The sequence below is a fragment of the Oenococcus sicerae genome, assembly GCF_004102045.2.
Taxonomy (GTDB): Bacteria; Bacillota; Bacilli; order Lactobacillales; family Lactobacillaceae; genus Oenococcus; species Oenococcus sicerae.
This window is the reverse complement of the sequence record NZ_CP029684.2, coordinates 278266-302687: the sequence shown is the minus strand read 5'-3', so window position 1 is coordinate 302687 and position 24422 is coordinate 278266. Positions and strand designations below refer to the sequence as shown.

General features: G+C 38.0%; 20 protein-coding genes and 3 pseudogenes. 20 read left to right on the top strand and 3 right to left on the bottom strand.

The genetic code is table 11. From position 1 onward, the window contains the following. Positions 1-58 precede the first annotated feature (58 nt). The 11 genes from DLJ48_RS01555 to DLJ48_RS08455 all read left to right on the top strand — a co-directional run bounded on the left by DLJ48_RS01555 (position 59) and on the right by DLJ48_RS08455 (position 10646). Positions 59-394 (top strand): hypothetical protein, encoded by a 336-nt coding sequence (locus tag DLJ48_RS01555; RefSeq protein ID WP_128685300.1) that lies wholly within the window; start codon positions 59-61, stop codon positions 392-394. Between the two features lie 895 nt (positions 395-1289). Then, positions 1290-1742, top strand: coding sequence for a NanQ anomerase/TabA/YiaL family protein (locus DLJ48_RS01550; RefSeq protein ID WP_128685298.1), 453 nt, complete (start codon positions 1290-1292; stop codon positions 1740-1742). Positions 1743-1768: 26 nt separating this feature from the next. Next, positions 1769-3061, top strand: a complete 1293-nt coding sequence (locus DLJ48_RS01545) for an MFS transporter (protein WP_128685296.1) — start codon at positions 1769-1771, stop codon at positions 3059-3061. A gap of 75 nt (positions 3062-3136) precedes the next feature. Next, the gene (locus tag DLJ48_RS01540; protein ID WP_128685294.1) at positions 3137-3604 is read left to right on the top strand and encodes a NanQ anomerase/TabA/YiaL family protein; all 468 of its coding nucleotides are present in this window, start codon (positions 3137-3139) and stop codon (positions 3602-3604) included. Positions 3605-3648: 44 nt separating this feature from the next. Next, positions 3649-4629, top strand: a complete 981-nt coding sequence (locus DLJ48_RS01535) for an NAD(P)-dependent oxidoreductase (protein WP_128685292.1) — start codon at positions 3649-3651, stop codon at positions 4627-4629. 152 nt (positions 4630-4781) lie between these two features. Next, on the top strand, positions 4782-5783 hold the full coding sequence (locus tag DLJ48_RS01530) for a LacI family DNA-binding transcriptional regulator (RefSeq protein ID WP_128685290.1): 1002 nt from the start codon (positions 4782-4784) through the stop codon (positions 5781-5783). 152 nt (positions 5784-5935) lie between these two features. Continuing rightward, entirely contained in the window at positions 5936-6949 is a 1014-nt protein-coding gene (locus tag DLJ48_RS01525) for a hypothetical protein (protein ID WP_128687048.1), read from the top strand. Positions 6950-6966: 17 nt separating this feature from the next. Next, positions 6967-8502 carry an FGGY-family carbohydrate kinase gene (locus DLJ48_RS01520; RefSeq protein WP_128685288.1) on the top strand — a complete coding sequence of 512 codons (1536 nt, stop codon included), beginning with the start codon at positions 6967-6969 and terminating at the stop codon, positions 8500-8502. Further along, positions 8499-9380 carry an L-ribulose-5-phosphate 3-epimerase gene (locus DLJ48_RS01515; protein WP_128685286.1) on the top strand — a complete coding sequence of 294 codons (882 nt, stop codon included), beginning with the start codon at positions 8499-8501 and terminating at the stop codon, positions 9378-9380. The genes DLJ48_RS01520 and DLJ48_RS01515 overlap by 4 nt, the downstream gene beginning before the upstream one ends. Next, positions 9373-10101, top strand: coding sequence for an L-ribulose-5-phosphate 4-epimerase (locus DLJ48_RS01510; protein WP_128685284.1), 729 nt, complete (start codon positions 9373-9375; stop codon positions 10099-10101). The genes DLJ48_RS01515 and DLJ48_RS01510 overlap by 8 nt, the downstream gene beginning before the upstream one ends. Before the next feature lie 377 nt (positions 10102-10478). After that, a complete protein-coding gene (locus DLJ48_RS08455) occupies positions 10479-10646 on the top strand; it encodes a hypothetical protein (protein WP_165438696.1) in 168 nt (55 codons plus the stop codon). A 93-nt stretch (positions 10647-10739) separates the two neighbouring features. Here DLJ48_RS08455 and DLJ48_RS01505 read toward each other — a convergent pair whose 3' ends face one another. Then, entirely contained in the window at positions 10740-11303 is a 564-nt protein-coding gene (locus DLJ48_RS01505; protein WP_128685283.1) for an SOS response-associated peptidase, read from the bottom strand. Positions 11304-11442: 139 nt separating this feature from the next. Here DLJ48_RS01505 and DLJ48_RS01500 point away from each other — a divergent pair, with 139 nt between their 5' ends. After that, on the top strand, positions 11443-12318 hold the full coding sequence (locus DLJ48_RS01500) for a glycosyltransferase (RefSeq protein WP_128685281.1): 876 nt from the start codon (positions 11443-11445) through the stop codon (positions 12316-12318). On the opposite strand, the gene DLJ48_RS01495 is transcribed toward DLJ48_RS01500, so the two are convergent. Then, the gene (locus DLJ48_RS01495) at positions 12311-13186 is read right to left on the bottom strand and encodes an AraC family transcriptional regulator (RefSeq protein WP_128685280.1); all 876 of its coding nucleotides are present in this window, start codon (positions 13184-13186) and stop codon (positions 12311-12313) included. The genes DLJ48_RS01500 and DLJ48_RS01495 overlap by 8 nt on opposite strands. Positions 13187-13287: 101 nt before the next feature. Between DLJ48_RS01495 and DLJ48_RS08535 the strand changes: the two are divergent. From DLJ48_RS08535 to DLJ48_RS01465, 4 genes and pseudogenes are all read left to right on the top strand, one after another. After that, positions 13288-14919 (top strand): annotated as a pseudogene (locus DLJ48_RS08535) (alpha,alpha-phosphotrehalase). A 10-nt stretch (positions 14920-14929) separates the two neighbouring features. Next, a pseudogene (locus DLJ48_RS08670) lies at positions 14930-16175 on the top strand (ABC transporter substrate-binding protein). Further along, entirely contained in the window at positions 16175-17035 is an 861-nt protein-coding gene (locus tag DLJ48_RS01470) for a carbohydrate ABC transporter permease (RefSeq protein WP_202982892.1), read from the top strand. Before DLJ48_RS08670 ends, DLJ48_RS01470 begins: the two are co-directional and overlap by 1 nt. After that, entirely contained in the window at positions 17032-17868 is an 837-nt protein-coding gene (locus DLJ48_RS01465) for a carbohydrate ABC transporter permease (RefSeq protein ID WP_128685269.1), read from the top strand. The genes DLJ48_RS01470 and DLJ48_RS01465 overlap by 4 nt, the downstream gene beginning before the upstream one ends. Before the next feature lie 44 nt (positions 17869-17912). Here the strand turns inward: DLJ48_RS01465 and DLJ48_RS01460 are convergent, their stop codons facing one another. Next, positions 17913-19970, bottom strand: coding sequence for a BglG family transcription antiterminator (locus DLJ48_RS01460; RefSeq protein WP_128685267.1), 2058 nt, complete (start codon positions 19968-19970; stop codon positions 17913-17915). A gap of 107 nt (positions 19971-20077) precedes the next feature. On the opposite strand from DLJ48_RS01460, the gene DLJ48_RS01455 reads away from it, so the two are divergent. From DLJ48_RS01455 to tkt, 4 genes and pseudogenes are all read left to right on the top strand, one after another. After that, on the top strand, positions 20078-20524 hold the full coding sequence (locus DLJ48_RS01455; protein ID WP_128685266.1) for a PTS sugar transporter subunit IIA: 447 nt from the start codon (positions 20078-20080) through the stop codon (positions 20522-20524). Between the two features lie 39 nt (positions 20525-20563). Then, positions 20564-20881 (top strand): PTS sugar transporter subunit IIB, encoded by a 318-nt coding sequence (locus tag DLJ48_RS01450; RefSeq protein WP_128685264.1) that lies wholly within the window; start codon positions 20564-20566, stop codon positions 20879-20881. A 2-nt stretch (positions 20882-20883) separates the two neighbouring features. After that, a pseudogene (locus DLJ48_RS01445) lies at positions 20884-22255 on the top strand (PTS ascorbate transporter subunit IIC). Between the two features lie 37 nt (positions 22256-22292). Continuing rightward, a complete protein-coding gene (gene tkt, locus DLJ48_RS01440) occupies positions 22293-24329 on the top strand; it encodes a transketolase (RefSeq protein WP_128685262.1) in 2037 nt (678 codons plus the stop codon). Positions 24330-24422 lie beyond the last annotated feature (93 nt).

Sequence of the window (24422 nt, the reverse complement as noted above, 5' to 3'; positions counted from 1 at the left end):
AATTTCGGCTTCGAGTTCGGCTTCGGTTTCTAGCCCAAGTTTAAGTGCGTCATCATCGGTGGCGGTCAGCTCAAACGAAAATGACTTCGATGGTCTGTCTCAGGATACGCAATTGGCCTTGCTGGTGATTACTATGTTTGACGGCCGGCCCTTCATGGGCACTCATTATGCTGTCTATATGGGTACGCCGAGCGTGATCGTGATTGACGATTACGGTGAAGAAATTGGTGATTGGATGGATCATTCGGTCAGGATTTTAGATAACCATAATGGCACATTTAATTTTTATCAGCCTGTTTCATCGACAGATAATGCTGATGCGAATGCCAGCAATACTCAGTGGAAATACTATAAAACAGTGAATGTACAGGATCTTGTCAGCAGCTATGATTAGACTGCACAGGATCGTGATCTGCTGCAGTAAGTGGTCAACATGCTCGATCTATGAACTCGTAATCAAGTCTTTGGCTATTTACCAAATTGATGCTAGAAATATCATGCCACTTTTAAGGATGAGACATAAGCAAATTTCTTTGATAGAACAAAGTGAGAGATCTGATGCAGTAATCTCAAAGAGGGCGATTCCAGAATAGTTGGTAGAATGTCCTGAATAGCATTCTGATAGTGTTTAGAACTGGTCGTTAAACAAAAACCCGCAAGTGACTAGTGCGGAGAACAATGCACTAATGTCAGATTGCGGATTCGAGTATCAATAGAATTGATTAGCGTAAGCGTCCTACTGACAACTTGCGAAGACTACTTCAATGAGCAGCATAACTTCGGAAGCGCTTACACCAATTATGTTAACACATTTACAGAAAAATATTTGAACTAGTAAACTCTGTGGCTGTTTATAACAATCACAGAGTATAAGTATCGATTTAAGTTGTTTTATCTATTGATTTGTGAAATTTGTAAAAAAAAATATTTGTGAATTTTTATGAAAATTTTAAATCTTTGAAACAATAACAGCGATTGCAGAAAATAATTATTTCACAAAAGCAGAAAACCAGCTTGTGCAGCAAATTTTTATCTTGACTTTAAAAAAGAAAGCGCATACACTATTAGGAGTAAGTTAGTTAACCGATTAACTTAATTTGACTTCATGCACAGGTATTAATAGCTTTGATCAAAATTAATAAATTGGGTTTAATTGCTTATATTCAATGATAACCGGATAGTTATCTATCATTTCAGTTATACTTTTTTGAAGTTGACAAGGACTCTGAACGTGATAAAAGGTTAACCGATTAACCAAATTCTTAGAACGATAATTGTGAGGAAAAAGTATGTTATTTGCTAATTTGAAATATCTAAATCAATCAGATTACCAGAAATTGCAAAAGGCCATTTTGTTTTTAAACGAAACGGATTTAACAACCACACCACTGGGTCGCAGCCATGAGGAAGACACGAGTTTTTACTGCCAAACCTTAGAGTATGCAACGGAGGATATCTCAGATGTTGCTTTTGAAATTCATGAAAAACGATTGGATCTTCATTACATCGTAACCGGCCAAGAGGAAATCGATATTTCTTCTAATACAGATTATGGAAAATTAGGATCTTATGATGAAAAACGTGATTTGCAATTAGTTGAAACACCTACTGCATTTAACAAAATCATTCTTCAAGCGGGAGATTTTGTTCTTATTGGTATGCATGAACCTCATCGAACTAATGGTTTTGTCAATCAAACGCCGTCTCGCGTTCGGAAGATCGTTTTGAAATTAGGTAGATAAAAGAAGATGAAGAAGATGTAATGAATATGACAAACGAAAAAGTTAGTAATAAATGGACGAAGAAACAAGTTTTAGTTTTAACTGGTCTATGGTTGGCCTTTCTAATTAGTTTTATTACGAGACTGGTATGGGCGACGTTAATGCCGACAGTCAATAGCGCAATGCATTTCAGTGTATCCCAGGGTAACTGGTATGTAACAGCCTTTTATATCGGTTACACGATTACAGTTTTGCCGGGCGGTATGCTGGCCGACAAAATTGGTTACAGGAAGATGGTTCTTTTCACAGTAATTGGCAACTGTGTTGCTATGTCATTGATGGGCTTTATGCAAGGCTATTGGTCAGGATTGGCATTTAGATTTATCCTTGGATTAGTATCTGGTCCTGATTTGGCGGCCTGCATGGGCGTTATTGGCGAATGGTTTTCTGCCAAACAGCGAGCAACAGCCACTGGAATTTTTACCACTTGTACCTCCTTTGGCTTAACTGTTGTCAATTTATATGCACCAACTGTTTCTCAACGTTATGGTTGGCGTTCAGCTATGTTCGTTACTGCATTGATTCCATTGGTTGTGTTGGGTTTTGTCGCTTACTCATTAAAGGGGCAGCCGCCTTACCGCTTAATCAAGAAGAATGTGCAAGTTGCCGATGCTAATAAAGAATCCTCGATCGTCATGCTGAAAAAAGCTGTTACGAATCGAAATGTGCTGTTGCTGGCCGTAACTGGGTTATGTGCAACCGGTGCTAAATGGGGAGTCACGAATTGGGCAAACTTATTCATTGTTAGCAGTCTCGGTTTTTCCGTTGTAACTGCTGGTAAAGTGATGGCTTTGTTTGGCATTACCTCTGTCATTTCTATGGTAATTGCTGGTTGGGTTTCCGATCATTCCCGTATGTCTAGGCATATGCTATCTGCTATTTTTATGGCGATCTTTACACCAACGATTATCGGTTTTGCTCTTTCGCCTAAAGGCAATCTTGGCATGCTGTACTTTTGGGCTGGTGCACTTGGTGTGGGCGCCTTCATGTTTAGCTCGCTCACAAATACCTTGTCTGTCGAAGTTGCGCCAACAGAACTTCGCGGAACAGTCGTTGGATTTGTCAATGTCTTTAACCAAGCCGGTTCCTTTTTGGCACCGATGCTCTTGGGAAGTTTGCTAACAGCAACAGGCAGTTACGTAACCTCGTTCTTAGTTATTTCGGTTTTTCCATTGATTGGATTTGTCGCCTTGCTTTTCATTCGCGAAGGCAACAAAAATACGAAAAAAAGTACAGTCAATGTACAATCGCAGCCGAACTTAGTATCAACGAAACATTAGCTGTGCCGATGCTTGACCGGTGAACATTTTGCAATGTATTAAATATTTTAAATTTTTTATTGGAGGAATGACACAATGGAATTCGAATTAGGAAAAAATTACAAACGCGACTCTCGTATACAAGCGAGAATCAAAACCGCAATTGATTGGTTAGAGAATCATACAATTGAGGAATTGCTCAGTGAGCCAATTGGGCCTAAAGTCATTGCTGATGGTGTTGAATTGAGATTCCAAAGCTATGATTCACGTGATTACAAAGACATGAATTATGAAACGCATCAGGACCACATTGATATTCACTATATGATTCAAGGAGCCGAATATGTACGCTGGTCTGACATAGGAAATACTCAGGCTGTGAGCAACTATGATGCACAAGAAGATATTCAATTTTTTGCCCATCCTCAGCATCATGGAAAAGCCTTGTTAACTGATCGCCATTTTGCTATTTTTTATCCAACTGACTTACATGCAGCTCACGGCATGGTTAATGGCAAATCTGAGCATAACCACAAGCTGTGTGTCAAAATTGCAATCAACTAAATTTGCTTTTCATAAAGTAAATGAATAAAAAAGGAGTCTTATTGATGAATAAGCCAAAAGTTATCGTAACAGGAGTTATTCCTGAAGAAGGAATCAAACAGTTAAAAGAAGTATGTGATGTCACCTATACTTCTGGAGAAGCTTTCTCAAGGGAATATGTTTTGAGCCATCTTGATCAGTACCAAGGCATTCTTCTGATGGGCCTGAAAGGCGACAAAGAGTTGATTGATGCTGGCAAGAACTTAAAAGTGATTGCCGTGAATGCCGTTGGTTTTGATGCCGTTGACATTGATTACGCACGCGAAAAAGGTATTGTAGTTGCAAATGCGCCTCAAGGTGTGCGGTTGCCTACCGCGGAAATGACATTAGCTCTTTTGCTGGCAACAGTAAGGCGCCTTTATCTTTACGATAAGATCGTACGCTCAGGGCAGTGGATCGATGTTAGCGAACGTTGTTATATGGGCATGAGCCTGAAAGACAAAGTCCTAGGCATTTATGGCATGGGTCGGATTGGCAGTCAAGTAGCTAAATTATCTCAAGCTTTTGGTATGAAGATTATTTACAATGATGCGCATCGTCTGCCTGAAGATCTCGAAAAACAATTAGATGTTGAATATGTTGACTTTGATACATTGATTAAAAATGCCGATGTGATAACGCTGCATGCACCCGCCTTGTCGTCTACTATCGGGAAATTTAATGCAGCAGTATTCCAAGAAATGAAAGAGACCGCATTTATCATCAATGCTGCAAGAGGCGTGCTGATTAAGCAGGACGATCTAATTAGTGCTTTGAAGAACAGAGAAATAGCCGGAGCTGGTTTAGATGTTTTTGAAACAGAACCAGTGATTCCCGAAGAACTGAGAAAATTAGATAATGTCATCATGTCACCACATGCAGGCACTGGTACTTTAGAGGCAAGAATTGACATTGCAGCTGAAGCATCTGAAAACATTATTTCGTTATTGCTTAAAGATCATGCCTTGAATATGGTAAATGATGTTAAACAATATCAAGTCAATTGATTATTGATGCACTAAAAATTCGATAAAGCCCTAGTCGTAGAGACAAAGCGATATCTTATGCTCCAAAGATGGCAAAAGACAGCGTAAATAAGGTAAAGTGAGTTAGTTCTATTATTATTTGTTAGATTGGAATAATTATCAGGAGGCTCACAGTGGAAAAATTAACCATTAAGGATATTGCACGTTTAGTTGGTGTTTCTACGGCCACGGTTTCCTATTATTTGAATAAGAATTATTCTAAAATGTCAAAAGTGACGCGAGAAAAAATAAGAGTTGTCATCGAAGAGACTGATTATCGTCCCAATAGTGTTGCCCGAAATCTCGCTAAGAATGAAAATAAAATGATAGGAGTTTCTGTTGCTGACATTACAAATCCATTTACCTCAGCAGTTTTATCAGGAATTTATGATGCTTGTGGGTCTAAAGGCTACCAAGTTGTTTTTACAAATGCGAGCGGGAGTTATCAACGCGAAGCTGTTAATATCAATAAACTCAGGCAAGAGGAAGTATCCGGACTAATTATTGATCCAGTTGATCCTGATAATCCCATATATAAAGTGCTGTCAAACGATACCAGTGTCATGCTCGATCGTCAATCGGATTCGCCCAAGATTGATACGATCGTCACGGATAACTTCAAATCGGTTTCTGTTTTCACAAATAAAATGATTAAATCTGGGTACGAAGAATTATTTTTCGTATCTTGGCCCTTGGGCAGCATCAGTACACGTGTTAAAAGGTACGAAGGATTTTTAGATGCGACGCAATATGCAAACAACGATCATTTAGTTACTTTTGAAGACACGCTCGAAACTGTGGATCTTCAAGAAAAATTACAAACAATCATGCACAAATTCCCAAATAAAAAAATTGGTTTTTTTGCAATGAACGGTAGAGTACTGATTAAATTACTTCATGCCATGCAGGATTTACGTCTAAGCTACCCTGAAGACTACGGTGTTGGTGCTTACGAAGATTTGGAATGGATGGGTGTTATAAAACCTGGTATTAGTTGTATTCACCAATATTCTTATGAAATTGGCTTGAAATCAGTGGACAACATTTTAAAGAAAATTGAATCCGGTAAAAATACAAATGCAAAACCTAAGCTGATTGTCATGGCAACGAAGATGGTTATTCGTAAATCTTATTAATGCTTGCCTGATTTTTGACTTTATTCGCTTCATCAATTAGAATTGATTTATTCTTTTAGTTAATCGGTTAACCTACTTAATTTATTAGACGATTTTTATTTCAACAAATAGGGAGGAAGTTAGACAATATGGAAATTGCAGAAAATAACAAAATAAAATTCAACAAAGTTTTTAGTGATAGTCTCAATCATTGCTACGCTATCATGCGAATTTCTAAAAATGACAAAGATTTTGTCGTGGTTGCCTCCGAAGAAAACGAACCATGTTATGCCTATGATCTCAATAATAATTACAAACGCATTAATGTTTGGAACGATATTGGTGGCACGATGACGATGATTCCTATTCCGGGAACGTTGGATTTTCTGGCAACTCAAAAGTTCTATCCGGGATTCAATTCTGCTGACTGCCGCATTGTTAAAGAAAGTTTTAATGGCAAGGGATGGGATCAGCACGTTGTTGGTGATTTTCCTTATATTCATAGATTTGATTTAATTCAGCATGGCCAAGGTATTTGGTTTATCGGCTGTTCTATTGCGAATTCTAAGAAAAATACTGATGATTGGAGCGATCCTGGAAAAATATTTGTGGGTGACTATGATGATTCAACTGCTAATATTTCAAATTATCACGCCTTGGATATCAGGCTGAAAAAAAATCATGGTTACAAGAATATGAATGGATACTCACTAATCACAGCTGTTGAAGGAATCTTTAAGCTTTCCTATCCAACCCTTAAGCGTGATTGGCAGCTAACTCAATTATCAGAGAATGAAACTAGCGATATTATTTCTGCGGATACCAATGGGGACGGCGATAACGAATATCTGGCGATTGAAGGTTTTCATGGGCCCTACTTGAGAATTTACGACCATAACTTTAACAGTCTATACAGAACTCCAGCAGACACGCCTTTTGGACATGCACTTTGGGCCGGCAGCTTGGGTGAGAGACAGTATTTTGTTTTTGGATTTAGAAGTGGTTTACAAAACCTAGAATTGCTTTCGTATGGTTCTGATGGAAAGCTCACCAAGCAGCTTATTGATAAGCAAGTCGGGCCTAGTAATGTCACTGTATTTGAAAAGAATGGCAGCAAATTTTTGTTATCGGCGAACCGTGAAATTAACGAAGTAGCGATTTATCAAATTTCTGCTTCTAAAAATTAATTTGTAGGCAAATACTTATGAACAAATATTTCTTAACCATAGACAATGGTGGCACAAATACAAAGGCCGTTATCTTTGACACAGATGGCAAACAAGTTAGCGAATCCTCTTTCCCCACGATGAGGATTGAAGAAAAATCAGGTTTTCATGAAATAGATTTAAATGAGTTATGGGCAGCGATAGGTTGTGCGATAAAAAAAACTATTTCTATTGCTGGTATTGAATCAAAACAAATTATAGGTGTATCTTGTGTCGGCCATGGGAAAGGGCTTTATGTTCTCGATCGAAATAAACACATCTTTATGCACGGTATTTTATCCACGGACTCTAGAGCCATTGAAATTGCTCGCCGTTTTGAAAAACAGGTTGATACAATTTTCCCGATTAGTCATCAGCATGTTATGGAGAGCCAATCACCAGTTCTGCTGAATTGGTTGAAAAAAAATCAACCACAAAATTATGATCAGATAGGTTTTGTGCTTGCAGCAAAAGATTTCGTTAGATTTAAACTGACGGGAAATGTTTTCCAAGAATATGGTGATGCTTCCGGAAATAATTTTATCAATCTAGACAAAAAAAACTATGATCAGCGTCTATTCGATTTCTTTGAAATTTCAGAAATTTATCATAAAATGCCTGAGTTAAAAAAATTCAGTGATTTATGTGGCTATATTACATCGGAATCGTCTCAAGAAACCGGTTTAACTATTGGTACACCTGTATTTGGAGGACTTTTTGATATTGATGCCTGTTCGTTAGCTACAGGTGTACTGAATAATGACTTTTTCAGTATTATTGCAGGTACTTGGAATATCAATGTTTTCCCATCAACTAAAATAGCTCCGGCCACTAGTGGCCTAATGAATTCTTTATATCCAACTGGGGATTTTTTGGTTGAATCATCAAGTGCTACTTCTGCTGGCAATCTATCTATTACAATCAATAATTTGCTAGATGAGGAAACGAAGAATGCTCAAAGTCATGGTAAATCCATTTATGATGTCTTAGAGGAGTTCCTAAGCCACACAGGTGCTGATTTTTCTAAAGTTATTTTCTTTCCATTTTTATATGGGTCTAACGTTGATCCTAATGCCGAAGGTGCCTATATCGGGGTTCAGAGTGATACAAGCAAGTCGGCCATGATTCGATCTGTTTATGAAGGCATTATCTTTGCACACAAGTACCATATTTCAAAATTGATTGAAACCTCAGGATGTAAGCCCAAAGCAATTCGGCTATCCGGGGGTGGCACTAATTCTTCTTCTTGGGTACAAATGTTTGCTAATGTGTTGGAAACCCCGGTTGAGACTGTTGCTGATTCCGAGCTAGGCGGACTAGGGGGAGCTATTGCGTCCTCAATAGGAACAAATTATTATGCAAATATTGATCAAGCTGTTTCACATATGGTGCATTTAAAAGATAAATTTCTACCAGATAATCAACAAAGTGTTATTTACCGTCAAAAATATGAAGTGTATTTAAAGCTTTTAACGGCTTTAGATGGATCTTGGTCTTCATTAAAAAATATGCAAAGGAGAATTTCACAATCATGACAACTAATGCCTTAGGAATCTATGAGAAAGCGTTGCCTCAAACAGCTAGCTGGTCGCAAAGACTGCTGCTAGCTCGGCAGCTGGGGTTTAACTTTGTTGAAATGTCCATTGATGAGTCTGATCAAAGACTAGCTCGATTGACTTGGTCAGATCAAGAAAGATCGGCTTTGCGTCAAACGATTATACAGTCGAAAACGGATGTGCCGACTTTAATGCTGTCAGGCAATCGGCGTTTTCCTTTAGGTTCAGCCCAAGCGTCCACCAGAGAACATGGGCTTTGGATGATCAAAGCCGCTGTCGACTTGGCCGTTGATCTTGGCATTCGCTTAATCCAGCTGGCTGGTTATGACGCTTATTATGAAACAAAGACCCTCACGAGTCGTGAACGTTTTATCCGAGGGCTGCAAGCAGCTGTTGATTACGCTGCTTCACGCAAGATCGTTCTAGCCATTGAAACAATGGATGATCCTTTTATCAATTCCATTGCCAAAATCAAACATTTGAAAAGTATGATCAAGTCGCCTTATCTGGAAGCTTATCCGGACCTAGGCAATATCAATGCATGGCCTGAGAACGATCTGCCTGAGGATCTAGAAACAGGTATCGAGATTATTTCGGCTGTGCACTTGAAAGATACGTTGAAAGTGACAAACGATTTTCCAGGCCAGTTTAAAAAGGTTCCCTTTGGCCAGGGCGACGTTGATTTCTACGGGGCACTTTCAACCTTACAGCGTTTAGCCTATAGCGGTTCTTATACGATCGAAATGTGGTCTGAAAGTTCGTCGGATCCTGTTCAGGAAGTCCAGGGGGCTAAAACATTTTTTGATCAGTTGTTTCAACAAGTCGGAATTCAACAGGAGGAACTTAGAAATGCTTGAAACTTTAAAACAAAGGGTCTATGACGCTAACATGCAGCTACCAAAATTAGGACTCGTCACCTTTACTTGGGGGAATGTCTCAGCCATTGATCGACAACAAGGCTTGTTTGTGATCAAACCTTCTGGGGTTGCCTATGAGCAGTTAAGGCCCCAAGACATGGTCGTGGTCAACTTACAAGGCCAAGTGGTCGAAGGGGACTTGAACCCATCGTCTGATACCCCGACACATGCCTACTTGTACCGGCACTTTTTAACGATTGGCGCTATTACCCATACACATAGTCCCTGGGCAGTGGCCTTTGCGGCCGCTGAGATGGATATCCCAGCTGTCAGTACGACCCAGGCCGATACCTTCTATGGCGATATTCCCTGTGCTCCGGCTTTAAATGAACAACAGATCAACACCGCTTATGAATTGAACACAGGCAAAGTGATCGTGGATGAATTTAACAAGCGTCAATTAGACCCTGATGCTGTCCCGGCTGTCTTAGTCAGCCAGCATGGTCCCTTTACCTGGGGAGAAAGCGCTGAGAAATCGGTTTACAATGCCAAGGTCTTAGAAGTCTCAGCTGAAATCGCCTATCACAGTCTGCAACTGACTCATCGTAATTCTCATTTACCCCAATACCTCTTAGATAAGCACTACTACAGAAAGCATGGCCAGCATGCTTACTATGGTCAACACAGTGCTGAGGCTAAAGGGCATGCGGCACATGCTTGATAAGACAAGTAATTACTAAGAAGGACTAAATCTTAAAAATCATCTAGAATTTCATCAATTCTAGATGATTTTTTTGTGTTGAGTATTATTTTATTTGAAAGCGCTTTCCTTTTTGCTCAAAAGGTGCTATTATAAAGACAGGGTTAAAAGAGATCAAGAGTGGCTCGAAAAGTCACCAAGCAAGATTTCTCGCATGAGTAAGTTGGATCTCAAGAGACCCGGAAGCAGTTCTTTCAGCATTTATGTTACGAAACGTTGAGATGCAAGTCTTGACCACTACGTTCATTGGAATGTGTGCGGTGAGAGATATCGGTTTAATACCGATTGATTGAAGACCGCGGGAAGAGCTGTTTTTTTTAATAAGCAGGAGGCAGGAAATGAAGAACAAAAAAAGTAAAACGCGCGAACTATTTGGTGGGCCCCTAACGATCAAGACCAAGCTTCCGGCTAAACAGGTTTTGACCTTTGCTGCGGCTAACATTGTTTTCGGTGCGGCTTTGGGATTTGTGGTTCGCTCATTATTTGATTTAAAAAAACATGCATGATGTTAGTTGAATAGCTGTGATGCAAACGATCTTTAATGGATCGTTTTTTTGTATTAAACTCATTTCAACACTTGCTGAAAATTTTTGAAGACCTTAAATACCTTGGCTTGTCAGTTCTGGCATTTGTCCGTGCAGCAGGCTTTCTGCAAAATCTAGATCGTAGATCCAGCGTTTGATTTGTGATTTCTTCAGTATTAAAGGCATGCGATCGTGGATAGCGGCAACCGAAGGGTTGGCCGCAGTCGTCAGCAGAATGCTTTTTGCTTCGCCGTTGAAAAAATCATAAAAGCCAGCAATGTATAAGGCGCTCGTTTCTTTACGATAATTAAAGTATGTTTTTTCTTTATCGGCTGTCCACTCGAAAAATCCGGTCGTTGGATAGACACAACGATACTGTTGAAAGGCATCAGCGAAAATCGGTTTTTCTAGAACTGTTTCAGCGCGAGCATTGATCAGCGTTTGTTTGGCTTTAAAACCCGGAAAGCCCCAAGCCATTGAAACCACTTGAACTTGATTACTGCCGGCAATGATCAGAGCCGCATGATCGGTCGGGAAAATCTCGCCCGTTTTAAATTGATAACCGTTTTCCAGCGCTAACTGATTGATTTTTTGCATCTCAGGCAGATCATTCGGCTGAAATAGATAGCGTCCGCACATTTAATACCTCTTGGCTATAAGTCTACCTCTGTTATTTTTACTGACAGAAAAATAGTCTAATCAGCTCAACCTACTTCGATTGTAGTCGTCATTTGTAGTTTTGTCAGAAAAACTTACAATAGACATTAAGGAGGTCATTATGAAATTAACATCAACAGTGATTGTGGCGACGTATAATGGGTCAAAATATATCCATGACCAACTTGCATCGATTGATGATCAAGTCGTTCGACCAACCAAAGTTATTATTCGAGACGATCAGTCTACGGATAAAACGGCCGAAATTGTGAGTCGCTATATAAAAGAAAAGGATCTTAGCGGCAGCTGGGATTTTAAAGTTAATGCAAAAAGGAAGGGCTGGCGTCGAAATTTCGTTGACATGTATGATCAGGCTGAGACGGATATTGTTTTTCTTTCTGACCAGGATGATATGTGGAAACGGGATAAAGTTGCTGATTATTTAAAATGTTTTGCCGAAGAACAAAAGGCCGAGGTCCTTGTGTCTGATTACAGTTTTTTACCTCGTAATCAGAAAATTTTGCCGATGGCATCGATGCCTGAAGTGGGCCAAAATGGTTTCTATCGCGTGCTGCCGGATATTGCTAATATTTTAATTCGCCGAGATGGCTGCACGATCGCGATGAGAAAATCGATTATTGAAACAGCCAAGAAAGTCTTTAGCAAAGTGAAGATCGATTCTAACGGGCTGCCTCAATCACATGATCAAGCCATTTGGATCGCTGGTCTAATGCGCGGATCATTGTATCATTTGAAAAAACCACTCATGCTGCGTCGGGCACATGCTGACAGCACTTGGCAGCTTGAAAGAAAAAATCATCAGAATCATTTCGCTGCCACGGCTGAGGAAAATCCTAATTACATCGATTTTCTAAAAGCGATCGATCATTTTCTACTCCACGATCATTCATCAGCTGAGTTGCCGAAAAATATTTTAGAAAAAGTTCTTAGCAAACGAATCAACGAATCTCAAGGTCGAACAGCTGTGGTTAGTTGATTTTTTTATTGTTAATATCTCTGTATTTTTTTGGTGAGACGCCAAATTGGTCTTTAAATGTTTTGATAAAATAGCTCGTGCTATTGAAGCCACAGGCAAAACATATTTCAGTGATGTTATTGCTGCTTTCATTCAGCATTTTGGAAGCTTTATACAAACGGAAATTATTAATATATTCCAGTGGTGTGAGATCATATTTTAATTTAAATTTTCTAATGAAATATGCTTCAGATAGTCCGACTTGATCGGCTATTTTTTTTATAAAAATTTTCTTGGCATAGTTTTCATGAATGTAACTAATTGCATTGTAAAGCTGTTCGTTGTACTCTGAGCGGTTAATTTTCGTATTTTTCTGGGTGAAACCGTCTGAAAAAAATAAATTAATTAATTGAAGGATGCAAATTTTACTTTTGAAATACCAATCATTCTCGGATCTAGTATGATAATTAACGATTTTTTTGAATATCGTTCGATATTTTTGATTTTTGTTAGCTGGAATCATTTGATCCAAAATGATTGTTTTTTGTAATAATGGTTCAATGATTTCGGTCATTGTTTGATCTTCATACTGGCTTTTAAGGATCTCTGATGAAAATACGATCGCATGATGGATTGAGGGAGAATGTTTCAGAGACCTGATTTCATGTAAAGACCTGCTGCCGATCAATACTAGATCATTTTCATGAATGATCATTTTTTGTTCATTAATTGTAAAACTTAAATTCCCTTTTTCTACCCAGATCCATTCCCACTCTTCGTGCCAATGATAGGGGACTGCTAACCCGCCGTGTAAATAGACTTGATCATAAACTGCCAGGGGCATCAGCGGCGTCCCATGTATGGCACTATCTTTTAAGATGTTATTCATTCTTTTCTCTTTGTCAATATTTTTATACTTTTCGCTGATATTTTAATAGAAAACGCTTACAAAATCAAATAATCTTGTCATAGAGAGATTAAGGAGATTAAATGGGCACTCAAAATTTGGAAAAACAAATTATCTATCAGATCTACCCCAAAAGTTTTAAGGACACGAATGGCGACGGTATCGGCGATCTGAAAGGCATTATTGAGCAATTGGATTATCTTCAAGAACTCGGTATCACCATGATCTGGCTGACACCGATCTTTAAATCTCCTGATCGAGATAATGGCTATGATGTTGCTGATTATTTAAAAATTAATGATGAATTTGGTTCAATGCAAGATTTTGATAGCTTGGTCATGGAAGCCGGCAAGAGAAGTATTTTCATTATGCTGGACATGGTTTTTAATCACACATCTGATCAGCACGAATGGTTTTTGAAATCTGAACAAAGGATCGAACCCTATGATAATTTTTATATTTGGCGGGATGGCCGTAATGGCCTTCCTCCTTCGAAGGGTGAGGCTTCTTTTGGTGGATCAGTTTGGGAGTTTGATGAAAAACGTCAACAATATTATTACCATTCATTTGATAAAAGCCAACCGGATCTGAATTGGGCTGAACCAAAAGTTAGGGAAAAACTTTATGAGGTCGTAAATTTTTGGATCAATAAAAAAGTCAGAGGGTTTCGTTTTGACTCAATTGACAGCATCGGGAAAAAGGTAGCAGACACTGTTCGAATTGATTCTCAGCTGACTCATGAATATTTAAAAGAAATGCGTGCTCACACTTACGGTACAGATGACCGAATCATTACAGTTGGCGAAACGGGTTTGGCAAAAGTTGCTGATGCATAAAAATACACCAATTCAGAGAATGGGGAATTCAGTATGATTTTCCAATTCGAATTGATGAATATCGATGGCGTTCGTAGCGGTAATTGGGAAAAACGGGCAATTCCGCTAACTGAGTTAAAAGAAAATATTGTTAAATGGCAGACTGATCTGTTTAATTCTGGTTGGAGCGGTCAGTTTTTGGGCAGTCATGATTTTCCTCGGATCGTGTCGCGGTTCGGGAATGATTCCGCAAAATATAGAGTACTTTCAGCTAAAATGTTAGCCAGTTTTTTATTCGGTTTGCAGGGAACACCCTATATCTATCAAGGTGATGAAATTGGCATGACTAACTATCCTTGGCGATCAATTCATGATTTTCGGGATGTGGAATCACTTAATGTGTTTAAAAAGTTGATTGCCAAGGGACTTGATCCCAAAGAAGCTTTAAAGAGATTGAGCGATAGCAGTCGAGATAATGCACGAACGCCCATGCAATGGTCAGCTGGAAAGAATGCTGGATTTTCAGATCATGATCCCTGGATTGCTGTCAATCCAAATTATTTACAAGTGAATGCTGACAATAATGGCAAGGATCAGGAGCCAATTTTTGATTATTACAAAAAATTGATTATGTTAAGAAAACAAAATGCTGTCTTTAATGATGGGAATTTTAAGTTGCTATTGCCGGAGCAAAAAAATATTTTTGCTTATAAAAGAAGTAATGCCGATGATGAAATTGTTGTCTTAACTAATTTTTCTGCTGAAGAAATTGATCTAGGAAATGATTATCCAGCCCTTAAAACAAGTCGGATCATACTCAGCAATTATCATGACAGATATTCGTCTGCACATCATAATGCTATTATTCGACCTTATGAGGCCCTTTGGATTCGTCAATAAAGGATAAAATATGAAAAAAATTTGGAAAATTTTAATTTCCATTCTGCTTTTACTTGCCACTGCTGTAGTGCTTTTTTCTGTCTTTGACCATCACGCCAAAAAGAAAACAACGATTGAATTATTTGAATTTAAACCAGAAAGCACAGCGACATTTCAGACTTTGATCAATCAATTCGAAAAGAAAAATCCAAATATTCACGTTGAATTATCTGCACCAGGTGATGCCTACACGGTTTTGAAAGCTAGGATCGTTAAAGGAAAAATACCTGATTTGATTGGCTTAGGAGGTGAACAATATTATGTTGATTATGCCAAAGCTAATATCTTTAAAAATTTATCTAATGATTCTATGATCAAAAAATTCAACCCGACTTATATTAAGAGTCTCCAGTATTTTGAGAAAAGCAAAAAAATATATGGTGTGCCTTATGTGGCTAATGTTTCTGGGGTCCTTTACAATAAAGATCTTTTCAAAAAAAGATGGATTGACAATTCCACAAAACTGGCAGCAATTTATTGCATTATGCCAGAAGCTAAAGAGCCAAGGCAAGACTCCTCTGTATTTGGGCTATAAAGATGATTGGACTATTTTGCAAGCCTTTAATCCGTTAGCTGGTAATTTGATGAAGGCAAAAGCTTTTGACATCAGTTCATCAAACATTGGCAAATATAATTCCGAGTACGAACTTCCGCTTGCGAGACTGAGAGAATTAAGCAAATATTCGCAAGGGGATGTATTTTCATACAATTACAACGATGCAACAACTGCTTTCGCCCAAGGGAAAAGCTATATGTACCTGCAAGGCAACTGGGCTATCCCTTTGATCAAGCAAGTTAATTCGAAAATTAATCTTGGCATGTTTACTTTTCCTGCGAAAGATAGTCAGCCGAGCAAAAGTGTTTCTGGAATTGATCTTGTTTTTTCAATTTCCAAGCAAACAAAACACTATGCGGCCACGAAAAAACTGCTTGAATACCTGATTTCTAAAAAAGCATATACGACATATTTGAACCAGCAGTTTGCGCTATCGACTTTGAAAAAAGTTAACGTTTATCCTGCATCGATCAGTGGCGTTGTTTCCAATTTAAAGAAAGGCAAAATTACAATGTCTCCACAATACATGTATCCAACTGAGCTGGATATGGCCGGATTGCTGCAAACGAATCTTGTTAGCAAGAACAAAACGAAAACTTTCTTGAATCAACTAAACCAAGGACTTAGAACGATCTTAGGCCCTTCAGGAGAAGGCCAATAATGAGTAGAAAAAAAATTTTTCTTTTAATGACACTCCCACTTGTTGGAATATTCTTTTTATTCGATACCGTACCTTTACTGACGGGTTTCGTTTATAGTTTGACCAATTCTAAGGGTTTTGGCAGTTTTAAATTTATTGGATTAAGCAATTATCTCCGTCTTTTTACGGATGGTGACGTTTTGTCTTCTTACTATTTTACTTTTAAATTTGCGATCGTCACAACTGTTGTCGTAAATGTTTTTGGTTTGTTGCTAGCGATAGTCCTGAATTCACGAATCAAATTTAAAACATTTTTCAGAGGTATCTATTTTCTGCCTTACATTCTTGGCGGCTTAGTTGTCGGCTATATTTTTAATTATATTTTCACTTTCATACTGCCATCATTTGGCAAATCCATTGGATCCGCATTGCTTTCTTCAAGCATTTTAGGCAGCACTAGTACTGCTTGGATCGGCATTGTTATTACCGTTGCTTGGCAGTCGATCGCCTTCAATATTTTAATTTATATGTCGGGCTTGCAAACTATTCCTGAAGATGTTTACGAGGCAGCCAAAATGGATGGCAGCAGTAAGTGGAACACTTTTTGGAAGATCACTTTTCCATTATTGGCGCCCTTTTTTACAATTAATCTCGTTGTTAGCATGCGTAATTTTATGATGGTATTTGATCAAATTATGTCCTTAACAGGTGGTGGGCCAGCGTCTTCAACGACTTCCATCTCGTTGCTGATATATCAAAAAGGTCTGAGCGGCAATCAGTTTGGCTATCAGAGTGCCAACTCTGTGATTTATTTTGTCATCATTGTGGTTATTTCGATCTTTCAATTGAAAGTTCTTAATAAAAGAGAGGTGCAGTTATGAAATCAAGTAAAACAAACTGGTTTTCAACAATACTCATTGCTATTTTGGCTGTTGGTGTTTTAATTCCTCTCTATATGGCGATTAATATCTCGCTGAAAAAACCTTCTGAAATGGGATCGAGCCTGTCCAATTTTTTCAGGTTACCAAAAATATTGCAGTTTAATAATTTTAAAGAAGCGATCACAACGACTAATTTCTTCCAAACAGCATTTAACTCCTTAGTTATCACGGTATTCAGCGTGATTGTCGTTGTTTTGTTCACATCAATTATTTCCTATGCGATCGCTCGAAATATGAAAAAACGTTTTTACAGATATATTTATTATTATTTAGTAAGTGCGATGTTTGTACCTTTTTCAATGCTGATGCTGCCTTTAGTTAAACAACTGTCGTTCTTACAAATTGATAATAAATTTGGCTTAATTCTGATGTATCTTGTTTTTCAAACCTCGATGAGCGTCTTGCTTTATGTTGGTTATTTGAAGAACATCACGACAAGTCTTGACGAGGCTGCATATCTTGATGGTGCAAATTCTTGGCAAATATTTTGGAAGATTATTTTCCCATTGCTTAAACCGTTGCATGCAACGGTTGCTATTTTAACCGCTCTGGCATCCTGGAATGACTTGCTGCTGCCATTAGTTGTATTGAGCGGTAACGGTAATTCTAAAGTTACTTTACCAATGGCACAATTGGTGTTTCAATCTCAGTTTGGTACCAATTATAACTTAGCCTTTGCTTCTTATATCTTGGCCTCACTGCCGATTTTGATCTTCTACTTGTTTGCTCAAAAACAAATTATCAGCGGTGTTGTGAACGGTGCTGTAAAATAATTTTTTATCGCTTATAAAAATTGTCATTTTGACATTTTTTTTGTTTAAATTATTTCCAATAGATCTTCTTTTTTTGAAACTGATAAAATTTGGTTCATTAATAGCTTATTTTGCAAGATTTTCATGATTAGATTGAGCTTTTCAAGATGGCTGGTAGTATCTACAGTACCAAAACCAATAATGATTTTGATTGGGATCTTAGTTTCTTTTTTTTCAATAAACACTGGATTCTTTAATAGCAAAAAGGAGAAAGCTGTCTTGTTAACACCATCCCCTGGACGTGCATGTGCTAAGAGAACATTGTCTGCGATAACCATATAGGGACCATATTTTTCTGTTAAATTATATATTTTTTCGATATATCTGTCCTCAATTAAACCATTTTTGACTAGTGGTTGAAAAGCTAAATATAGTGCCTGTTTAAAGTTTTCCGCATGATCAAAAAACGATGTATTAGCACGTGTAAAAATGTCACCAATCGTATTGCCTACTTTGCTTAACACTGGATTTTTGATTTTTTTAAGTTCCGACGAAGAATATTCTAGGTAATGTTTAATAGATTTTGTCAAACCATCAATATCTTCGATACGTGCATACTCAGAAATAATATCTAAAAGTCCTTCTATATTTATTCTTGTATTTTGTGTACTAAGTAATTTCTTGCTTTTTAAGGCTGCTTCTATCATTTTCCAATCATTATCATTTGGAATAGCCGAAACTTTTATGACTTTGATATTATTGCTGTTCTTAATCGCTATTGTCGAAATAATTAATTCAATTCCTTCTAATGATGAATTTTCATAGCTAAGTGTATTTAAAGGCTTTGAAAAAGATACATTAGGGAATTTTTCTTCCAACTGTTGTTTTAATATTCTAGAAGTACCTATTCCGCTAGAGCAGACGATCATGACTTTTGCTTTTTGTTTCTTTAGGTTAGCGTCTTCTATAGCTTTAATTTCACCACCGAAATAAAGCGTGATTAAGGCAATTTCATCGTCAGGAATTTCCTTTTTTAGGAAATCCTCAAACGGCCTGACTGAATATTGTGCGAAAGAGAATAGCTGATTATATTTATGCTTAATTGAATTTAAATTAGGATGCTTGTAAGAAATATCGTATTTAATTCTATAGTAGGTTGCTAGGAGATGAGTTGCTAAATTGACTTGTAGAGAGTCTAACTTTAAATTAACGCCAGCAATACGATTGAATCTAAAAATTATTTTCTTTGCGATTGGTAATATTTCTTGTATACCACCATATTGTTTATTGGCTTTATTAAATTGACCTGAATGAACCGTATTAATTAAATAGTTGGCTTCGCCTAAATTAACAACTTTATTCTTAAATAGGAATTTTTGCGCCCATTCAAGTGCTATCAAATTGCTTGGAATAATCTTAGTATTATTTAATCGGTTGACCGGATCTTGAATTCTATCAATGTACCAATCTAAATATGCACTCAAACAGATAAAAGCATCATCTGTAAAAAAATTCCCTGTCATTCTTTCAAATTCTTTTAAGAACGGACTGATGTTTTGAATTGAATTAATTCTTTTAGCTAACAATGAGAACAAAATCGGATCTTCTTTCGAAAACTGCTCATATACCCAATTTCTTTTTTGAATTTCAGTACCCGAAATTGAGTGCCCGGTACTATTTTTTGATAGCACAAGTTTATAGTTAATGAGAATTTTGCTGATTGCTTTGAAGTCCTGATCAGCTGTATTTCTGCTGACGTTGAATTTATTTTCAATTGATGTTAATGATACTTTTTCTTTGTTAATTAATAGCCAAATTATTGTTTCCACTCTTTGCTTCTTAGAAAAATTATAAAGATCCTCGTTTCTCGTTGTAATTATTTTTTCGGATTCTGCGAGATGCGATATGGCATCTTTTGTTAAATAAAAACCTAAATTTTTGATATTTTGTATTTTATCGAGCTGATTTTCTTCAAGAAGCTGGTTCAGTTTTTTTATTGAATAATAAACCGATCTTCGAGATAAAGACAATTGTTTTTCGAATTCGGATATTGTAATCAAACCTCGCGAGTGGATAAAAAGATTAAACATTTGATTGACGTTTCTGTTTTTTGAAATGTACATCGCAATATTCTCCTGGTGCACTTTTTGCACTCCCTATATTGTTATTTTTGCACTTGTTAGCGCTTACAGCAAGTTTTAACCTTATTTAGTAGGAAGGAGGTGATAATGTGCTTTCTGATTTATTAAATGAGAAAACAATTACAGTGATCAGCGGCTATGGTTTGAGTTGGGAGCAAGCTATTGCAACGGCATCTAAACCATTGTTAGATAACGGGACAATTCAACATGGATATATTGAATCGATGATAAATGTTGTTCAAAGAGAAGGACCCTACATAAATATCGGTCCACAAATAGCATTGGCTCATTCACAACCAGATGGCAATGTGAACCGAGTAGGCATGGCATTGCTAAAAACTAATGATTCCATTGCCTTAACGTCCCAGGATCACATGATTAATTTGTGGTTTGTGCTGGCGGCTATTGATTCAACGAGCCACTTAGAGTCAATCAAAGATCTTACTAAATTATTGACGAATTCTGATAATGTTGTAAAACTGCTGTCCGCTAACAGTAGTGAAGATATTTTTAAAATTATAAAAAACGTTAATTAATTATGTATCAATTTAAATATTAGGAAAGAAGATATAAAAATGAAACTTGCCGCTGTGTGTCAATCGGGGTTAGGAACTAGTTTTATGGTTCAAATGAATATTCAAAATACGCTTGAAGCTGAAGGCTTAAACCTTGAAGATTTTGAGCTTTCCCATATGGATGTGGGTTCTGCAACACCAGATGCTGCTGATTATTTTTTCATTGAAAGTACGCTTGAAACAGCCTTGAGCAATTTGCCCAAAGAAAAAATCGTTTTATTAAATTCAATTATTGATGCCGATGAAACAAAACGGAAATTGAATGAAATTCTTGATAAAAATAACATTCTTCATACCGAAGAACAATCCAAAGGATAATTATGAAAAATATTCTAGAATTATTTGTGTCTATTGCGAGTCAACCCGCAATTCTTGTGGCCTTGATCTCGATGATTGGTTTGCTGCTCCAAAAAAAGAAAGCAAACGAAGTGGTTGCTGGTACGATTAAAACTTTTGCTGGTTTTTTGGTTCTTGTTGGTGGAGCTGGAATTTTAGTTAATTCTTTAACGCCATTTGCAAAAATGTTCCAATTTGCTCTTCATGTACAGGGAGTAGTTCCTTCAAATGAAGCAGTTGTGGCGATCGCACTGGTGAAATTTGGTACACCAACTGCTTTAATAATGCTAACAGGCATGATCGTGAATATTCTGTTAGCAAGATTTACAAGGTTCAAATATATATTCCTGACTGGCCAGGCAATGCTATATATGTCCTGTCTTTCTGCAATCATTTTGATTTCTGCGGGATTAGGAACTGGTTGGCAGACGATTTTGCTAGGTGGCATTTTTGAAGGAACTTTGCTTACAGTCACACCGGCACTATGCCAGCCTTTCATGCGCAAAATAACCAAAGGTGACAAAGTTGCAATGGGCCATACGGGAAACATTGGCTATGCTGCAGCCGGTTTGATCGGTAAGCTATTTGGAGATAGCAGTAAAAGCACTGAGGATTTAAAAATTCCTAAAAGTTTGGGATTCTTACGTGATTCAACTGTTTCAATCACGATCTTGATGGCAATTGTGTATGTCATTCTGGCTATTTCTGCTGGCCCCCATTACATCGAAACCAATTTGAGCGATGGAACGAATTATATAATCTTTTCCGTTATTCAGGCCGGTACCTTTGCGGCAGGATTCGTTGTTGTTTTACAAGGTGTTCGTATGATTCTTGGCGAAATAGTTCCAGCTTTTCAAGGAATTGCAAAAAAAGCTTGTTCCTAACTCCAAACCTGCGCTTGATGTACCAATTATTTTTTCGTACGCACCGAATGCTGTTTTAATCGGATTCTTCACGAGTTTTATAGTTGGAACGTTAAGCATGTTTGTGATGATCGGTCTAGGAACGGTTGTGATTATTCCTGGTGTTGTTGGCCATTTCTTCTGTGGAGCGGCTGCAGGTATTTATGGCAACTCAACAGGTGGACGTCGTGGCGCTATTTTAGGATCGGCATTCAATAGCTTGCTTATCTCTTGGTTACCATTGTTTATTCTTCCTGTGCTTGGATCTCTTAAATTAGCCGCATCAACTTTTGCAGATACTGATTATCTGATTCCTGGGATTATTATTGGCAAGCTGGGAAGCTTCGGTTCTGCCGCTTTAGTAACTGGTATTTTAGCATTTCTAGTTGTGGTTATTCTAACTTCAATGGCTTTGAATGCCAAAGACAAATCACAAACGCTTGCTGCTAAGTAAATAGAGTAAGTGTTAATCAATAAATAAGGAGGACAAGATGTCTGGCACGCAATTAGAAAATAAATCTTTTAGAGATACAAGCCATCAAGACGAAGAAAAAGCTGTTAACGCAATTCGTTTTCTTAGCCTTGATATGATTCAAAAAGCAAATTCTGGTCATCCTGGGTTGCCGCTTGATGCTGCGCCAATGGCTTATACGGTTTGGCAGAAATTCATGCACTTTAATCCCGAAGACCCTTATTGGATTAACCGTGATCGCTTTGTATTGAGTGCCGGCCATGGGTCAGCGATGCTGTATAGCCTGCTTCATTTAAATGGCTTCGGTGTTGGTATTAATGATCTAAAACGATTTCGTCAGCTTGATTCGTTGACACCGGGCCATCCTGAATGGCAGCACACACCGGGTGTTGATGCAACGACGGGTCCGCTGGGACAGGGTTTGGCCATGGCAGTTGGCATGGCAATGGCTGAGAAACATTTATCGGCGGGCTATAATCGTCCTGGATTTAATATTTTTGATCATGAAACTTATGTGATCGTTGGTGACGGCGATCTAATGGAAGGCATCAGCCAAGAGGCTATGGCGATTGCCGGTGAGAAAAAATTGAACAAACTAATTGTTTTGTTTGATTCAAATGATGTTTCACTGGACGGACCACTAGGCCTTTCTACGAATGAAAAAATTCGTCATAGGGCACTTGGCGATGGATGGGATTACCAACTTGTTTCTGATGGCAATAACCTCATGGATATTAATGAAGCGATCGATACAGCCAAGAGAAGCGACAGCCCTTCTTTGATTGAAATCAAAACGGTAATTGGTTATGGTACACCTTTACAGGGCACGAACCAAGTACATGGCGCTGCAATTGGTCTAGAAAACGTTGCTAAGACGAGGGATTTTTATCACTGGCAATATGAACCCTTTGAGATTCCGTCTGATGTTTACGACTTGTTCAATAGTAGTCATGAGGATAAAGATGATTATTATCAGTCTTGGCAGCGATCCTTTGAACTTTATGAGAAAGCTTTCCCAAAATTGGCCAAGCAGTTAAAAGATGATAATCAGGTTTTAAAAATCAAATCTTTTCATTTAAAAGAATCTGACAATCAGGAACTTGCTACTCGGGTTGTTAGCTCTGAAATTATGGATACGATCGCTGATGAGAATCCAACATTTTGGGGTGGCTCGGCTGATTTATCTTCTTCGAACAAAACCTATTTAAAAGGGAAATTTAATTTTACAGATTTAACGCCGTATGGTCAGAATGTGTTTTACGGTGTGCGCGAGTTTGCGATGGCAGCTATTACGAATGGCATTCTGTTACATGGCGGCAGTCGTGCCTTTGCTTCGACTTTCTTTGTTTTTAGTGATTATATGAAACCAGCGATCAGGCTGGCGGCGTTGCAAAAATTACCATCAATTTTTATTTTTTCCCATGATTCGCTCGCTGTTGGTGAAGATGGGCCGACACATGAACCAATTGAGCAGTTAGCGGCTCTCAGATCAATTCCTGCTTTTGATCTTTACCGGCCTGCAGATGCTCACGAGACTTTGGCAGTCTGGCAAACAGTGGCTAAGATCACCGATCATCCGGTCGCGATCGTTACGTCCAGACAAAAGCTGCCAATCCTGAAACAGACTAAAGACTCGCCCGTTGATAAAGGTGCTTATATCGTTTCCCCATCCCAAAAAAATATTCCTGATGGCATCTTAATCGCAAGCGGCTCTGAACTCCACCTCGCAATTGAGGCTCAAGCTGAATTAAGCAAACAGAAATTGGATGTTTCAGTTGTTTCAATGCCTAGCATGAATGCTTTTGAAAGACAAAGCGAAGATTACAAGGAAAGTATTCTGCCGAAGAAAATTTTTAATCGCGTTTCGATTGAAATGGGATCAACCTTTGGCTGGGCGCGTTATACGGGTCTTTTCGGAGCTAACATCGGCGTTGATCGTTTTGGCAAATCTGGTAAGGCTGATGATGTTATAAAGGATTATGGTTTCACAACAGAAAATATTGTCAGCGTTATGAAGGAGGTGGCTAAACAGAACGCAGAATTATTTATCAACTAAATCCATTAACTCTTATGAATATTTGATTATTAAATCTGGAAGACTGAAGGGGTCTTCCTTTTTTTATTAAGATTTAAGCTTGACTTTCAAGCA